The sequence below is a fragment of the Aquimarina acroporae genome, from assembly GCF_023195925.1.
Classification (GTDB): Bacteria; Bacteroidota; Bacteroidia; order Flavobacteriales; family Flavobacteriaceae; genus Aquimarina; species Aquimarina acroporae.
Genome location: NZ_JALPRE010000022.1, coordinates 55,752 through 73,866, shown reverse-complemented (window position 1 = coordinate 73,866; position 18,115 = coordinate 55,752). Strand labels below are relative to the sequence as shown.

Genomic DNA, 18,115 nt, shown 5'->3' with positions numbered 1-18,115 from the left:
GCGGGTGCAAACATACACACCTTTTTCCATTCTACAACAAAAAAATCGAATAAATTTTAAAGAAAATTTTGAACCTGCTGATTTTAAAAAAGATAGAAAACGAAGATACTAAATTTAAATAAAATTCAAGCAATCTTTTTTTGCATTTTTAAAACTCAATACACAAAAAGCAGCCCTACTGCCCTCCTTGCTGAACCTTGGTAGTATCTGACCATTTGTTTCTAAGGTCATAAAAACTGAAATCTAAGGCTGTTTTTTGTTCTTTAAGGATATTTGACTGAAAACTACGTTGTAAGATATCTTCAATCCAATAATCTTCCTCCACATTTATTGGATCATATTCTTCTTTTAAAGAAATACTAAAAAGCCTAGCCGTATTATTATACCAAAATGCCCGCCAACCACTTCTGTATTCTTTAATCAATTCAAACATTGTCTTGCCTGTTTGCCTATTGATTAACTTTACTAGTATTTGCCCTTCAGTACGTGTGAGTTTTTTTAATTCGGCAGTAAACTCTTCTTCCATATATTTCTGAAGAATTTTTATGTATTTCCTTTTATCCTTTTTTGATTTGATATTTTCTAATCTTTCATTTAAGGTAAGTAAACGTTCAGCTGCCAATTTTGCATAAGGGTATACTTTTCTGGTTTTCCGTCTTAGAATTAAATACCTCCTTCTTGCTAGTTTATCTTTAAAGTTCAGTTTTCCCAGAATGATCACTTCATCTAAATCTATAGCATCATGCGGAATGGTATCTCCTTCTATTATATAATACTGAACATACCCTGTAGAATCTACCTTCGAAGAATCTATTACCTTATTAGTACCCTTTTGTGCAAAAAGAACACTGGAACTAAAGCATAATACTATGTGAAATAAAAGTCTAAACATCGTAAATTCAGGTACTCTAAAATTATTCCAAAATTAGTAATTAACATATTTTAAATCGTAAAATCTTTGTGAATATTATTAAATTCGCAAAAAAACTAAAATACTTAATACAAACCATGGCAAAGAAAAGTATACTAAATAAGAAGTCCCTTAATTTCCTAGAAAAATATTTAAACAATCCTGCTCCTACCGGATATGAATGGGAAGGGCAAAAAATATGGATGGACTATCTTAAACCCTATGTAGATGATTTTATAACGGATACGTATGGAACTGCCGTGGGGGTTATTAATCCGAAAGCAAAATACAAAGTAGTAATAGAAGGGCATGCAGATGAAATATCCTGGTATGTGAATTACATAACCGACAATGGTCTTATATATGTAATAAGAAATGGAGGTAGTGATCATCAAATTGCTACATCAAAGCGTGTAAATATTCATACTAAAAAAGGAATTGTAAAAGGAGTTTTTGGGTGGCCAGCTATTCATACCAGAAATAGAGCCAAGGAAGAAGCTCCTAAACTAGATAATATCTGCATTGATGTAGGATGTTCTACAAAAGAAGAAGTTCTTAAACTTGGAGTTCATGTAGGATGTGTAATCACCTACCCAGATGAGTTTTTTGTATTAAACAAAAACAAATTTGTTTGTCGAGCTCTTGATAATCGAATGGGAGGATTCATGATTGCAGAAGTAGCAAGACTTTTAAAAGAGAATAAGAAAAAGTTACCTTTTGGTTTATACATCACAAATTCTGTTCAAGAAGAAATTGGATTGCGAGGTGCAGAAATGATTACGCATACTATTAAACCAGATGTGGCCATAGTGACCGATGTATGCCATGACACCACTACCCCTATGATCGAAAAGAAAACTCAAGGTGAGACCAAAATTGGTGATGGCCCTGTTATTTCTTATGCTCCTGCGGTTCAAAATAGATTGAGAGAATTACTAATAACTACGGCAGAGGACAAAAAAATTCCTTTCCAACGTATGGCATCAAGTAGAATGACGGGTACCGATACAGATGCGTTTGCCTACAGCAACGGAGGTGTTGCTTCTGCACTTATCTCTTTACCTCTACGATATATGCACACTACTGTAGAGATGGTACACAGAGAAGATGTTGAAAATGTGATAAAATTGATTTATGAAAGCCTTTTAAACATTAAAGCTGGGGAGACTTTTAGCTATTTTGGAAAGTAAATTTCATTTTTTTACGATATAGAGGTAACAATTAGGAGTTAGAGACACTTATATAAAAACTATTGGGATTTTAGATATTGAAACTTAATCCATTTCAATATTTGAAAAGAGTTGTTATATTTGAAAAACACCCCTAGATTAAATACTGAAACCATGAATTTTAAAACAAGCCTGCTGGTACTTTTACTAGCAACTACCTCTTTTGTGTTTTCGCAAAAAAAAACCAACCCTACTCCTGAAGACGTTACTCTTTCTAAAGAATTAAAGGAGAAATATGATGAAAATGAGGTAGCCATTCTCAATGACATTGAGGAAATAAGCTTTAATTTTAATAAAAAGACCAATAAGGTTACTGTAGACAATAAAACTCGTAAAGAATATATTAATCTTGATACACGATCAGAAATTCCACTATATATTTTTTATAATGATCAAACCACAGTACATAACGTCAAAGTAACCTATAGAAATAATAAATCCACTGGAAAATATTTTAAGGACGAATACTACAATGATGATGAATTATTTCACACAGACGCTCGGGTACGTTGGACGGCCTTAAATTTTCCATTACAAGGGTACAAATACAACTTTGAGTACCTAAAAAAATATAAAGATGTAAAATACTTTGTAAATAGTTTTTTTGATGATGAATATCCTGTTTTGAAAAAAACGGTAAAAGTTCATGTGCCGGAATGGTTAGAATTAGAAATAAAAGAAATTAATTTTGATGGTTTCGCGATCTCTAAAAACAAAAGTGAACCAAATGAAGAAGGGGTTACTACTTTTACCTATACTGTAGAGAACTTAAATGCTATTCCTAAATACGAATACAAGCCAGGTCCTACGCACTACAGACCTCATTTATTGTTTTTAGCAAAGTCACACCAAAAAGATGGTTCTGAAGTTACACTACTAAAAAACACTAACGATCTTTATAACTGGTACCATTCTTTGGTACTTCAAATGAATGATGAAACAGATACTATAAAGGAAAAGACATTATCCATCATAAAAGACTGTAATACCGATGAAGATAAGATAAAAGCTATTTACTACTGGGTACAGGACAATATAAGATACATTGCTTTTGAGGATGGCATTGCCGGTTTTAAGCCCGATGAAGCTCAAAATGTTTACCGTAAAAAATATGGAGATTGTAAAGGAATGGCCAACCTTACCAAACAGATGCTTAAGATTGCTGGTTTTGACGCGAGACTTACTTGGATTGGGACCAAACATATTGCCTATGACTATTCTTTACCAACCATTGCTGTAGATAACCATATGATTTGTACTATTATAGACGGTGACAAAAAATATTACTTAGACTCTACAGAAAAATATAACCCATTTGGTTACAGTGCAGAAAGAATTCAGAACAGACAAGTTCTAATTGAAGATGGAGATAATTTTATCTTAGATAAAATACCACAGCAAAATTCTACAGAAAACCTTGAAACTTTTGTTGGAAATTATACTATTGACGATGAACAACTCATCGGAAATGTATCCCGAAGTTATGAGGGGCAAAGCAAATCATATTTCTTATACAATATTAACAATCTTAAAACCGACAAAAGAGATCAAGCTATCGATTGGTACATACGAAGAGATGACAAAAATGTTATTCTTGAAAATGTAAACATTACCAACACTACCAATAGAGATGAAGATTTAAGCCTAACATATATCATCAATCAAAAAAATGCGGTAAGTGCATTCGATAACGAACTTTATATAGATTTAGATTATTATAAGGAGTACAAAGGGCTAGATCTAGATAAGAGAACCGTAGACTATATTTTGCCGTATAAAATTTTTGAAAAAACTAAAATAAATCTTGAAGTGCCTAAAGGCTATAAAATAAAGGAGCTTCCAGAAAATCTTGTTGTCAAAAATGATGATTTTGAAATCTCATTTAATTACAAAAAGAATAACAACAAAATTGAATACGAAAAAATTATTCAATTTAAGAACGCGAAAATTAGTTCTAGTCACTTAGATTCCTGGAAAAAGTTTCATGCGAATCTAAAGAATCAATACCAAAAGCAAATCATATTAAGTAAGGACTAACTAACAAAAAAATAAAACGAGTATGCGGTATGTAAAAAAAACAAGAGCTTTTGTATTTCTCTTTTTGTTTGTTTTCCTTTCGATGCATTCACAACCAAGAAAAGCTGAAGAAATTAAGGAATACATTTGGGGTAAAAATGACACGTATAAAGAGATACCTCAAATTCCAGAGCAATGGAAAAATGAATCTGCAGTAATTGTATTAGACCAGTACAAACATAGTTACTCAAAATTCACCCCTTTATTTTCAAATTCTTTTGCAGGAATCAAAGTAAGAAAACATCATATATCAAGAAGAATTGTTAAGCTAAACGATAAAGCCGCAGTCGATGAGTTTTCGGAACTTGAATTCACTGAAGCAATGAAACGACAAGGTATTTTTAAAGCAGAAAGAGATAAAAAATTTCTTGGTCTACGAATTATCAAAACAAATGGAGATATTAAAGAGGTAGATATTGAAAATGAAAAAATAAAAATATCTAATTCTGATGCTAATCAAGACGAATATAAGCTGGCAATTTCTGATCTTGAACCTGGTGACATTGTCGATTACTACCTATGTACCGTAGACTCTTGGGAAACCAATGCAACTGTTTTTGATGCTATAGAGACTACTTTGAATGATGAATACCCCACTATGAATTTTTCATATAATATAAAGTTGGGTAATGACTTTTTCATTAATTACAACTCTTATAATGGAGCGCCAGAATTAAAAACACTTCCTACCGAAAATGAAAAAGAAAGAGAATATCTATTAGAAGCTAAAAATATAGATAAAAGAAAAGATAGTAGATGGGTGTTTCCTTTGGTAGAATACCCCTCATTCAAATATCAAATTTCATTTGCCAGAACTAAGAAAAAAGAAAAAGTGGTTAACGCTTTCTTGTCTGATAGTGAAGAGTTAGTAAAAACCAAAGTTGATGCAGACGATATTTTAAAAGCCTATGAAGATGATTATGAATTAAACCTCATAAGAAAGGAAATGAAAAGGTATTTTAAGGATAAAAACCTTAGTAAGCGGGAACTAGCGGAAGAAGCCTATTATTACATGCGTCACATCTTTTTAAACAGATATATAGAAAGTGTAGTCGCATATGAAGAAAAACTAAATGATCCCATAGTTGTATACAGCGATCCTCTGGTTATTACAAAAACAAGGCAGTTTCTATTGTATTTTGGTTCTTTTCTGAAAAACAATGAAATTCCTTTTGAGTTTATAAAAGCAAAAAGAAGGTTCGATGGCGAACTGGAAGATCTCTTGATCAAAGAAAACCTTGCATCACTAATTAAAGTAAATTTAGAGACTCCTATGTATTTTTATCCATTTTCCAGTAATACTCTGGCAAATTGGGTTCCTGCAACAATAGAAGGCACAAATGCTTATTCTCTTAAGTTTAACAATAAGTATAATGAAATAGAAACGGTAGAGAAAACCAAACTTCCTATATCAGATTACAAAGATAATAACACCTCTGAGACTTCAGAAATAAGTTTTAATAGTGATTTTTCGACAATAGCTATTCAAAGAACATCTTCGCTAAAAGGTCATAATAAAGTTGGTGAGATGGGAAGCAGGCTGTATTTTTTCGATTATATCAATGAAGAATATCAAAAATTTGGAACTACTCCTTACGCAGCACTATTAAACAAAAAAAATAAGAAAAAATACGATTTAAAATTTCCTGCCTATCAAGAGAAATTATCCCAAAAGAGAATAGAGCGATTAGAAAAAGAAACTGAGGAAGAATATGATTTTGATATCGACGATTATACCTACAACGTAGTTTCGCCAGGAAGATATTCCTTTACAGAAGCTTTAGTTTTTGAGGAACAATTTATTATTAAAGACGACTTGGTAAAAAATGCAGGTTCGAACTTTATTTTTGAAATTGGTAAACTCATAGGTAGTCAAGTGGCTATAGAAGAAAACGAAAAAACAAGAAGTGAAAACATCTACATGCCCTACCCTAGATCATACAACAATGAGATTAGGGTAAAAATTCCAGATGGATATACTGTTTCTGGATATGACAAATTAAATCTAAAAGTAGAAAATGCCACTGGTGGTTTTGTGAGCACAGCAAATTTAAATGATAATCAACTTATCGTAAAAACACACAAATACTACAAAAACAACTATGAACTTAATAGTAACTGGACTAAAATGCTTGACTTTTTAGAAGTTGCTTATCAGTTTTCGCAAGAAAAAATACTTTTCAAGAAAAAGTAGTAAAATTTAACCTTTTAGGAAAAAGAGCATTTATGGAAATCAAACCGCACTCAAAAAAAGCATTCACGTATACACTAAGTATTTGCTTTGGCTTACTTACTCTATTAAGTTATTCTCAACCCAGAAAAGCAGACGAAATTGAGGAATTTGTTTGGGGAGCAGATGATAAATATAAAGAATTACCAAACATTCCCAGTAAATGGAATAATGAATCTGCTGTTGTAATTTTGGACAATCAAAACCATTACTATAATAAGACCAAAAAATCACTGGATAATTTTTTCTTAACCCGAAGAATAATAAAACTAAACGATAAAGCTTCTGTAGAGAAATTTTCAGAATTCACCTACCCTACTTTCATCATCGATGGCATTAAGGAGATAAAGACCTGGATGGGTATTAAAATTATAAAACCAGATGGTACTGTAAAAGAAATTGATGTTGAAAATGAAAAAGTAAAAACCACTTCAGACAAGTCGGTTTATTATTATGGTTTTATTAGGAAGAGAATTAAATCTGATGAAATCTACAAACTGGCTATCCCAGAATTAGAGATTGGAGACGTATTAGATTTCTACATATACACCTATGAAGAGTATAAAACTAGCGGTAGCTATGTGATGGATGCTATAGAAACTACTTTGAGCGATGAGTACCCTACCATGGAATTTGTTTTAAAGTTAAAAGTAGAGAACGATTTCTTTATCAATTTCAATTCTTTTAATGGTGCTCCAGAACTGGAAGATATTACACAACCAAAACAACGAGATAAAGAATACAGACTTTATGCAAAAGATATCGAAAAACGAGAATCTTCATTGCAATGGGTTTATCCGTTGGTTGAATATCCTTCTTATAAATATCAAATTTATTTTGCTAAGTCAGGAGTATATGAAAAAAGAACCTTTGGTTTTCTTTCTGAAAAAGAAGATATCGTTAAAAAGAGTGTAAACACAGAAGAGATCCTAGATAAATTTGACCAACCATTTGCCACAGATTTAGTTGGTAAGAAAATTAAGAAGTATTTTAAGGACAAAAATTACTCTAAGCAAGAACTGGCAGAAAAAGCATATTACTATATGCGACACTTTTACTTTAACCAGTATATAGAAGCTGCTATAGCCGATAAAGAACGGTTTTTACCGTATCCTTTTAATTACTACGATGCTAATTCTATCGCTATTACCAGAAGTGGTCGGTTTTTTTCGAGATACTGCTCCTTTTTAAAACGAAACGACATTCCTTTTGAAATCATCTTAACCAAAAAGAGATATGATGGCGATATGGATGATTTACTTATACGAGGAAATTTAGAGTGGATAATTAAAGTGAATACCGAAAATCCATTTTATGCATATCCTGTAGATAATAATTCAATCTTAAACTGGGTTCCTCATATGGTTGAAGGTAACGAAGCATATATTTTGAAGTATGACGATAAGTACTACAAGGTAACAGATATAGAAAAAACGACTCTTCCTGTTTCTAATTATTTAGATAACAATTCTAAAGAAATCTCTAATGTTTCTTTTAGTGATGATTTTTCTGAAATAAAAGTAAACAAAGAATCCTACCACAAAGGGCATAATAAGATATCACAAATTGAAAATAGATTAACCTATTTAGATTATTTACCCGAAGAAAGGGCGAAGTTTGGCACCGCTCCTTTTGCAGATTTCTTGGGTAAAAAAGCACGAATAAGATATGACGATTTAAATAACGCTTACATAGAAAAGCTAACCAAGAAAAGACTAGAGCGTTTAGAAGAAGATACTGAAGATGAATATGATTTTAAAATTGAGGATTATAGTTATAAAACAGAAAAGACCAGTAGATATAAGTTGAATGATGAATTTGTTTTTAATGAATCTTATACTATAAAGGAAGATTTAATTAAACGAGCTGGCCCTAACTATATTTTTGAAATTGGTAAAATGATCGGTAGTCAGGTTGCCATTGAAGAAAATGATAAAGCGCGACAAGAAAACATCTACATGCCTTACCCTAGATCATATGATAATAAGATTATCGTGACCATTCCTGATGGATATACCATTTCTGGTTATGATAAATTAAATCTAAAAATTGAAAATGAGACTGGTGGATTCGTAAGTAGCGCAAAATTGGAAGGCAACCAATTGGTTGTTACATCACATAAATATTACAAGAACAATTTTGAACCAAATAGTAATTGGACAAAAATGTTGGAGTTTTTAGAGGTTGCATATCAATTTTCGCAAGAAAAGATATTATTGAAAAAGAAATAGTATGCTTTTTATCTATAAAAAACCCTTTGCTAACAAAAGCAAAGGGTTTCTTTTTTAACACCATTCTCTCTTATCTATTAAATAATATGACTATTACATATTTAATCGATAATTTTATAATTGTTTAATTTCATCATTAAATAGGATCCCATGGCAGACGAATACATCGACATCTTAGATTCTTCTGGTAATTTTACTGGCGACGTAAAACTAAAATCTGAAGCTCATGAACTGGGATTATACCACGCCAGTGTTCATATATGGCTTTATACACTTAACAGTGAACTTCTCTTTCAAAAAAGAGCAAGTATCAAAGATACCTTTCCAAGTTTATGGGATGTATCGGTTGCTGGTCACATCGCGACAGGCGAACAAATAGAGTTAGCCGCCAAAAGAGAAATTCAAGAAGAAATTGGTATTGATATACCTGTCAAAGAGTTAGATTTTATTGGAACTTATTTTGAAAGTAAAGCACCCACTCCTCAAATTATAGATAATGAGTTTCACCATGTATATCTATCCCAATTACATGTACCTTTAAATACTTTAACCTTACAAAAAGAGGAAGTATCTGAAGTAAAGTTGATACACCTTAATGAATTAGAACAAGTTATGAATGATAGCTTGCTAGATCATGAATATGTTCCTCATGACAAAGATTATTTACACTGGGTTCTTAAAGAAATCAAAAATCGAATTATATAATGCCATTATCATAACTAATTATGGTAAATTAGATGTATATACTAAATCCATAGTAATTTTGTATCAAAACAAACAAAATAATAGACAAAAACTATGAGTAATACAAACCAGAATACCGTAGAAGCTTTAAATGTACTTTTAGCCGATTACCACTTGCATTATCAAAAACTTAGAAATTTTCATTGGAACATTACAGGGCCAAACTTTTTTGAATTACATGCAAAATTTGAAGAATTATATGAAGACGCTAAGCTAAAAATCGATGAGATCGCAGAGAGAATTTTGACCTTGAGAGGAAAACCATTAAGTAATTTCAGCTCTTATTTAGATATTTCTAATATTAAAGAAGCAGAAACCAATCTTACAGATCATCAAATGGTATCTTCAGTACTTGAAGATCATGAAGCTTTACTTCAACAACTTAGAAGTGTAAGTCACGAGGCAGAAGAATTAAAAGATGAGGGAACTCTCGATATTACAGGAACTTATATAGGAGAATTAGAAAAAACCAGCTGGATGCTTAATGCCTGGAACCAGAGAAGTTAAAATATCATACATAGTATACCTTATGGCTTTGGCAACTTTCTCAGGAAGTTGTCAAAAGTCACCTAAGGTCATTACCAATTTACATAAAATTAGTACGCTATCAAGTTTGCTAAATGAAGTCTCGGGAATTACTTCCTTCTCAGGCAAAGAGTTATTCGCCATAAACGATTCAGGCAATAAAAATGTGATGTTTCGGCTAAACTCAGAGGGTAAAATTTTAGAGGAGATAAAACTTCCGGAGACTAAAAATGTCGACTGGGAAGATTTAGCTTATGATCATAAACAAAATATCTACGTTGGGGACTTTGGTAACAATAATAATAATCGTAAAGATTTAACGATCTATCGTATTTCTGGGATAGACTCGCAACAAATTTCCACAGCTAAAATTCACTTTTCTTTAGAAGATCAGAAAAAGTTTCCTCCTAAAAAGAAAAAGATGAATTATGATATTGAAGCATTTATTCATCTTAACGGAAACTTATATCTCTTCTCAAAAAATAGAAGTTCAAAATTTGAAGGTGCTACAAAATTGTACAAAATACCAACGACTCCCGGTAAACACGTTGCAAAACTTATTGGCACATACAATACTTGCTCAGATCCTAGTGATTGTTTTATTACTGGTGCTGCTATAAATAGAAAAGGAGATAAAATAGTACTTCTTACTTATAACAAACTATATGTGCTTTCAAATTTCAAGGGAGATCAATTATTTTCTGGTGATATTCAAAAAATAAAATTGAATCATTTTTCTCAAAAAGAAGGGGTTTGTTTTAAAGACGAGAACACCTTATATATTACTTCCGAAAAAACAAAGCATAAAAAACCCAAGCTATATAAGTTTCTTTTGAAATAATTTTATCTAAAAATCTAAACCTAAACCAAAAGTAAACCTTAGTCCGTCATCACTGTTAAACAATCCTAATTGTCCTCCAATAGTATCCATAGCATTGATCCACATTCCTCCTCCAAAAGAGTCATGCCATATATCAGAATCTTCTCCGTCTAACCATACACGACCAATATCATAACCTCCAAAAACACCTAATTGTAAAGGCACTATTCCCGTTTTAAACCTGTTGAAGCTATATCTTAGATCATTACTAAATGCCAAAGCACTTTCTCCTGTAAACCGTTCTTCTCTGAATCCTCTAAGCCCTTGGGTACCACCCAAAGTAGTACCTTGGTAAAATTCAAAATCATCACCGATATTAACTTCCGCCAGGATATCGGTTTTAAGTACCAACTTACGATTTCTAGAAATTGCTCCATAAAACCCAAGTTTAGGTATAATATACCCATACGTTCTTTCTGTATCATCTACATTGGTTGTAGCTCCTGCCCGAATACTAAATAACATCCCTCTGGTAGGGTTTACCTTATTATCGTAACTCTCAAATTGATAATGTACATCGAGATTTGCAAAGAATTTTCTTTCAAAAAAATCGGGATCTGCTGTTACAAAGTTTAAACCTGAAGTGATTAAACGCCCAGGAGTATCTTGTACTTCTACTCCTTCATATTTGGCTTTTATAGAAAATTGACTACCATAGATATTTTTTCTTGACACACCTATCCCGAAAGACCAAATTGCAGTTTTAACTCTGTTATAATCGAATCCAAGGTCATCATCAAAGTTTAATGTATTGTTTCCGAAGCCAAAAAAGTTCTGAGCAAAGTTCTCACTGGTATAAATGGCATTCATTAAGAAATTCCAATTCCCAAGGGCATTCATAAACTCTCCTGCATAAGATATATCGTAGCCCTCTGTCTGAAAATAGTATGCGGCTCTAAACGTATGTTTACTTTGATACGGATTATTTTTAAACCCTTTTACAGTATACACATCTGTAAGATTTACATTAAGTCCGTCATCAGGATTAAACCCAACAAAAGGCATTACTACATTAGTTTTGTCAATAAACTTATTATAATCGTAGATGTTGTAATTGTAAATATCGGTTAAACGAACCTTTGCACCCCCTTTTTCCTTGAATGTATTGGGTTTCGATTTATGATCATATACTTTTATTTTTCGTCCGTTCTCTATGGTATACTCATCATTATTTTGACCTCCAACAATACGTATTTTAATAGGTCTTTTTCCTTTTCCTCTAACGAGAAAACGATCATCATCATCTAACCCATAAATCCAAATTTCTTTGGTTTGATTGGCATCAAAAGTCACATCTATATATGGTTTTTTAATTTTTCCTTTTTTAATTCTAGAAACTTTAATTCTGGTTTTACTTTCTAATCGTTCAATTTCAAAATAATCATCCTTGTCGGTTCCTTTAATAATTGCATGTTTCGAGAGGTAAGAGTAATACCTGCTCGCTATATCTTTTATTTGATTTCTTCTACCTTTTACAAAGGTTTTAATCTTTTGTATGGTTTCATCTTGTAATTCTTCGGGAAGATTGGCAAACGATTTTTCTATAACATCATCCGTCAAATTTTCTTTGATATGCTCTGCCTGTGCCAACCAGTCCTCTTTTCTAGATTGCTGTAATAAAGCTTTATCTAGTCGTAATCCGGAAGAATTAATCCATCTTACATTTTTCAGTTCTTCATCATAAATCTGAAATTTGCGAGACAACGGAGATACAAACTTTACAATTCCCAGAATTAGTCCATCATAGTTACAGAACACCTGATCTCTGTCTCTTGGGATTGGTCTATAAATTTTACCATTTTCGGTATCAAATTGTGACCATCGCCATTGATCTGGATGGCGATCCCAATCTCCTAAAATCATATCGAATAACCTTGCTCTTATATAACTTTTCTCATCTATCTGATATTTTTCATCTTTACGAAGTTTGCTAATCATGTCATCTGTACTCTCAATATCATCGGGACTTCCAAATGAGGGTTCTTCACCGAATTCTTTGCCTGGTCGCTCTTCCAGGAAATATAATTCATCCCCAAAATTCTCATTGTACTTGCCTAAAGTGGCATGCTTAGGAATGTAGTATAAACTTGGGTTTGTATGATACACGCCTATAGATTCTGCCATGTTTCCCACGGCTAAAAACGCGTAAGGATAGCTGGAAGTATAAAAATCTGCCAATACTTCTTCGGTATAAGTATCATCAAATCCATCATCGATATAGGTAAACTTAAACGCCCCTTTCTGCAGAAACTGTGTCACACTTTTTCTCATTGCTCTAAGGCTATAACGTTTACCATCTTTGTCTATTAATCGAAGGGATTTAGTAACCTGCCCTCCTCCTTGCCTATCTATGGTAAATCCTCCCATCAATGTATCTAAAGTTGCTACCGGAACATTAAGCTCTTTACCGTAAACCGATCTGTGGTGATCTCCCCAAAAAAACCTATAAAGCCCAGATTTTTGTACCTCTTCTTTTTTGTATATAGAAGCAGAGGTTCTTGGCTTAAAAATATTGGGGATATTACTTATATCATATTCTCTATCCTTTTCATGAACCTCGGTTTGATATACCAATTCTGGAGTTTCAGATTCTCCGCTGTAGAAACGCACGTTAGAGGATCCATCGGTATACACATCCAATATCGCAAAACCTTGCCCAGGAAAGGCAAACAAACCATCTTTCCCAAGAGCAGCTGCAGAAACCTTAGATCCCGAACCAGACACAATCTGTTTGAGACCATCACTATCAATATATTGTAAAGAATGTTCGTGCCCAGATACAAAAACTATACGATCAATACTTCTTGCCATCGTAGCTAATCGTCTCATCATTCTATTATAGTGAGCATTAGAAATATCTTGAGTAGTTACTCCTCCTTGCGAACGCATTAAGCTAACTAAAGAACCTAGGATTGGAAGTGGTATTTTTTTCTTTGAAGGAAATATATGTTTCATGAAATGAAATTTTCCTCCATGAGGCCCATTAGTAAACATAGGGTGATGCATAGCCAATATTATGGTTTTCTTACTATGTTTCTTTAATTCTCCTTCTAATTCTACAAAAAACTTATCCCTCGTTTTTATATCACAATTATCATTAATCGTAGGGTGTTTATCCCAATTTACCAGATACCATTGTGTATCGATAATTAATAAATGAACTTTATCATTAATTTCTACACTTTCTAATGGGCAACCGTTATTGGGAAGAAAAGCGTTTTTCTTTTTCATTTGTTCAATGACATACTTTTCCTGTCTTCTTAACCCTTCGATCCCATTGTTATACCAATCGTGATTTCCAGGAATAAAAATTGAAGTACCATTAAACTTCTTGGTCGTTTCTACCTGTGCATTTATTCTATGTTCTGATAGTTCTCTATCGGGAGCATCCTTTTTGGGCATTCCTTTTTGATAAATATTATCCCCTAAAAAAAGCATATAACTATCGTTGGTTTTGGCTGTATCTAATACTTTTTCCAAAGCAGTGAGACCTTTTGTGCTTTCATTTAGATTAGCATACCCAGCATCTCCTACCAAATAAAATGTTTTTTCTATAGCCTTTTTAGGTAATGATTTTGAAAAGTTTTCGACCTTATAACTAGGTGAATAGGTTGCACAAGAACTAAGCAAAGTTAGAATGCTAATAGTAAGAATCTTATTATATTTATTCATTGTTTGAACTACAATCTCTTTTTTTTAATTATTTTGGTTACCGAAAAATGTAATTATGTCCTCTCTTTTAGAAAAAACTGACAATTTTGTATTGGAACTTTTTGAAAAAAAACTTCCGAACTCTTGTATTTATCACAATTACGATCATACCAAAAGAGTATTTAAAAGTACAAAAGAAATCATAGACAATACCAATTTATCTGTCGAAGATCAAGAAGTTTTATTACTCACTGCCTTGTTGCATGATACCGGATATTCTGAAAGCACTGATAATCATGAAGAACACAGTGTCGAAATAGCAAAGGATTTTTTGTCTAAGCAAAAAGTTTCTGAAGAAGTTATCGCCAAAGTTTCTGAGCAAATTATGGCCACAAAGATGGAACATAATCCTACGAATTTATTAGAAGAGATTATACGTGATGCTGATGCCTCCCATTTTGCCAAAGATTATTATGGTGAAACCAGTGAATTATTAAGAAGAGAGTTTAAGCTAAATAAAATAAAAAATCTAAACACTACAGACTGGTTAAAGGCAAATATTGATCTTTTCACAAACAAACATCGTTATTATACCGCTTATGCTATCGAACATTGGCAACCAAAAAAGGAAGAAAATTTGGCTAAGATGCTAGAAGAGCAAGAACGATTAAAAAAGCAAAAAAAGAAAGAAAAAGAAAAGCTCAAGAAAATGTTGAAGGAAGAAAGCCCCGAAAAAGGCATTCAAACTCTCTTTAGGGTTACATTGAGAAACCATTTAAAATTAAGTGATATTGCAGATACCAAGGCCAATATCCTTCTCTCGGTAAATGCGATCATAATATCGCTTGCATTATCTAATCTAATTCCAAAACTTGACAACCCCTCTAACCAGTACCTCATTTATCCTACACTTATCTTTTTACTATTTAGTATAGCCTCAATAGTATTGTCAGTTCTTGCCACAAGACCCAATATTACTAGCGGTGAATTTACCAGAAAAGAGATTGAGGAAAAAAAGGTTAACCTTCTATTCTTTGGAAATTTTCATAAAATGCCTCTAAATGAATATAAATCTGCCATGGCCGAACTCATGGACGATAAAGAATATATTTATGATACCATGATAAAAGATTTATACTTTTTGGGTAAGGTACTACACAAAAAGTATAAAATTCTTCGTATCACTTATACCGTTTTCATGATCGGTATCATTACATCTGTAATAAGTTTTGCAATAGCGTTTAATACCTTACAATAAAGAAATCTAGCTAATTTCTTTCATAAGGTCTTCATAGGTATAAAACTCTTTATCATGAGCGTTTTTATGATAAAGTATATTTACTCGCAACGCTTTAAGACCCGTTACGCCTTGTAAATCCTCAAGTTCAACAATTTCTATGTCGTCTTCCAGATAGTTCTTAGACTGTAAGAAATTAAGGTATTTAATATACTCTCTTTCGTCTGAACGTTGTGAATATATAACCACCAGCTTTCCTTTTTCGGTCACACGTTGGTCGGTACCTTTTATTTTAGATTTATCTACACGTTTCTTAACTACTTCATATCTGGCATTATATGTTCCATCAACATCAAACCTCTTCTCATCCATCCTAAATCTCACTGAAAGTGATGTATTGAATACAAGTACCATAGATGCAACATCTAGCGCAACAGGCAGGTCATTTTTCATCTGGTAATAGGCATTTTCCATCTCGCACATCACCTGTAATTGCCACAACCTAAGATTATAAAGATATACCCTATTAAAATTGGTTTGCTTCGTAATAGATTCTCCTATGTACATGTTATGCTCAACTCCATCAGATTTAAATCTTTCAAAATAATGAGGATACATTCCTTGAGCTTCATCCTGTTTTTGATCCAGTAATGCTGCCATTTTTTTATTGATAAGCATTACAGATTCATCATAGGCTTTTCTATGTTTATAAACTGTTTTGATATTCTTATCCAGCATTTCGTTATACTGATCGATAAGACTATTTAAATCCCTATCTTTCTTTTTAAGATGTTTAAAGAGTGGTGAGATGTCCTTCTTAATAAAATTGGTGATCTTTTGCTCACTATCAACTTGTAGCTGTTCACTTATCGTTTCAATATAACGATTTGTTCTATAACTAAGTTGTTCATAGATTGGCAATGGATCTACCTCTATTACCTTGTCTATTACCTTGGTTATTCCTTTAAGCTGTAGCACCAAATCTTTTTGAATGGCATGATTTCTTGCTTCTGAAGAACCTTTTATATCAATTTGACCATAAAGAGGATAAACATTGTCAAAGACTACTTCTCTGAAAGATACGGGATTTTCCTCTACCATGGCTCTCATAAAGCGTTTTGCTTCATGTCTAAATTTCCAATGTACACTTGGGTGAATAGAAGTACACTCTTGTTGTATGACCAATTCTAATTCATTTTCTGCCTTCGCCTTAGAACGCAATACCGAATCTACCAAATATGGCATAATATCTTTCAGCTTATTAGCATTAATGCTGTTAAGCTCTTGAACATTAGGTGATACAATTTCAAGAATCCCTAATAGTTTACCGTCACTTTTTATAGGAGCAATAATAGCACTGTTTATTCCTTGCGCAACTAGGTTTTTATACATCTTTTCCTCTGGAGTAGATTTCTGATATCTTTTTACATCAGAAATCGCAAAATAGGTAGACTTCTCGAATAAGTAGTAATATGTTCCACGACAAAGAGCTGCTTCGCAATTATCAGAAAATTTGTCGTAAAGAATATAACTATCTATATTCTTAAATGGTACTCTTTCAAAAACATCATCTTCGTCATTATAATTGGAGAAACCAACTTTAATCTCTGTAAGATTAAATATAGCCCTAAATATATCTTGAAAACTTCCTATAAAGTCTCCTTGCGTTTTGTCATATCTGATCAGGCTGGTTTTAAAATCTGACAAAGAGACATCTGTTGTGACATCAAACATATTGGCAATGACAATCCCTTTAAAGATCCAGCTATGCGGCGGGAACTTTTCTTTCCATATTTCTATATTATCAAAATTGTCCAGTAACTCTGCAACATCCTCATCTGTAATATCTTTGGCTTTATCGGTCTTTATAATTTCAATAAAATCTCCATTATAGAGAATTCTATAATGCCTAATAATACCATTGGCATCAGGAATATCATAAAAAAATGGTCTTCTAAAATCTATATTATACCCATAATAACTGCCTAATATAATACTACAGCCCATAATGTAATACTGGTCTTCGGCTAGGTTCTTGATCTGAGGTTCAAAGTCTTCACCCGCAGTTTCTATAATGTTTTGGTAGCGCTTAGTAGACTTTAATACAGTATTATGAAAAGGTATAGTTGCTATTTTTATTTCATTCAATTGTAAAATTTGGGAGAAAGAATCTTCCAAAATAAGATCTATTTGCGGAAGTAATTCGATTACCCGCTCTTCATCTTTAACCCCTTCTTCTAACTCAGGATATTCCTCAGCAATTTTTAAAACACTTCTTGCTCTCTCCTTAAGAAGCTGGTTATCACTATCTAAAAAGGTTCTGTATTGTTCAAAAAACTTCGAAAAGCTAATCGCAATTTCTAATGGAAAATCTTGCTCTAACACCCTCATACCTATTCATT

At 32.5% G+C, this 18,115-nt stretch carries 11 protein-coding genes; 8 read left to right on the top strand and 3 right to left on the bottom strand.

Annotated elements, in window-relative coordinates; genetic code table 11:
- Positions 1–175: 175 nt before the first annotated feature.
- Positions 176–892: a DUF4294 domain-containing protein gene (locus tag M0D21_RS22240; protein ID WP_248333648.1), complete on the bottom strand. Its 717-nt coding sequence runs from the start codon at positions 890–892 to the stop codon at positions 176–178.
- A 116-nt stretch (positions 893–1,008) separates the two neighbouring features.
- On the opposite strand from M0D21_RS22240, the gene M0D21_RS22235 reads away from it, so the two are divergent.
- The 7 genes from M0D21_RS22235 to M0D21_RS22205 all read left to right on the top strand — a co-directional run bounded on the left by M0D21_RS22235 (position 1,009) and on the right by M0D21_RS22205 (position 10,786).
- The gene (locus M0D21_RS22235) at positions 1,009–2,100 is read left to right on the top strand and encodes a M42 family metallopeptidase (protein WP_248333646.1); all 1,092 of its coding nucleotides are present in this window, start codon (positions 1,009–1,011) and stop codon (positions 2,098–2,100) included.
- Positions 2,101–2,253: 153 nt separating this feature from the next.
- Positions 2,254–4,176 carry a transglutaminase domain-containing protein gene (locus tag M0D21_RS22230; protein WP_248333645.1) on the top strand — a complete coding sequence of 641 codons (1,923 nt, stop codon included), beginning with the start codon at positions 2,254–2,256 and terminating at the stop codon, positions 4,174–4,176.
- Positions 4,177–4,198: 22 nt separating this feature from the next.
- Positions 4,199–6,409 carry a DUF3857 domain-containing protein gene (locus tag M0D21_RS22225; protein WP_248333642.1) on the top strand — a complete coding sequence of 737 codons (2,211 nt, stop codon included), beginning with the start codon at positions 4,199–4,201 and terminating at the stop codon, positions 6,407–6,409.
- Positions 6,410–6,441: 32 nt separating this feature from the next.
- Positions 6,442–8,676, top strand: coding sequence for a DUF3857 domain-containing protein (locus M0D21_RS22220; protein WP_248333641.1), 2,235 nt, complete (start codon positions 6,442–6,444; stop codon positions 8,674–8,676).
- Positions 8,677–8,826: 150 nt separating this feature from the next.
- Positions 8,827–9,381, top strand: a complete 555-nt coding sequence (locus M0D21_RS22215; protein ID WP_248333640.1) for an NUDIX hydrolase — start codon at positions 8,827–8,829, stop codon at positions 9,379–9,381.
- 93 nt (positions 9,382–9,474) lie between these two features.
- On the top strand, positions 9,475–9,927 hold the full coding sequence (locus M0D21_RS22210; RefSeq protein WP_248333638.1) for a Dps family protein: 453 nt from the start codon (positions 9,475–9,477) through the stop codon (positions 9,925–9,927).
- Positions 9,905–10,786: an NHL repeat-containing protein gene (locus M0D21_RS22205; protein WP_248333636.1), complete on the top strand. Its 882-nt coding sequence runs from the start codon at positions 9,905–9,907 to the stop codon at positions 10,784–10,786. Before M0D21_RS22210 ends, M0D21_RS22205 begins: the two co-directional genes overlap by 23 nt.
- 6 nt (positions 10,787–10,792) lie before the next feature.
- Here M0D21_RS22205 and M0D21_RS22200 read toward each other — a convergent pair whose 3' ends face one another.
- A complete protein-coding gene (locus tag M0D21_RS22200) occupies positions 10,793–14,497 on the bottom strand; it encodes a metallophosphoesterase (protein ID WP_248333635.1) in 3,705 nt (1,234 codons plus the stop codon).
- A 55-nt stretch (positions 14,498–14,552) separates the two neighbouring features.
- Here M0D21_RS22200 and M0D21_RS22195 point away from each other — a divergent pair, with 55 nt between their 5' ends.
- Positions 14,553–15,734: a Pycsar system effector family protein gene (locus M0D21_RS22195; protein ID WP_248333634.1), complete on the top strand. Its 1,182-nt coding sequence runs from the start codon at positions 14,553–14,555 to the stop codon at positions 15,732–15,734.
- 6 nt (positions 15,735–15,740) lie between these two features.
- On the opposite strand, the gene M0D21_RS22190 is transcribed toward M0D21_RS22195, so the two are convergent.
- Positions 15,741–18,104 carry a GAF domain-containing protein gene (locus tag M0D21_RS22190; RefSeq protein ID WP_248333631.1) on the bottom strand — a complete coding sequence of 788 codons (2,364 nt, stop codon included), beginning with the start codon at positions 18,102–18,104 and terminating at the stop codon, positions 15,741–15,743.
- Positions 18,105–18,115 lie beyond the last annotated feature (11 nt).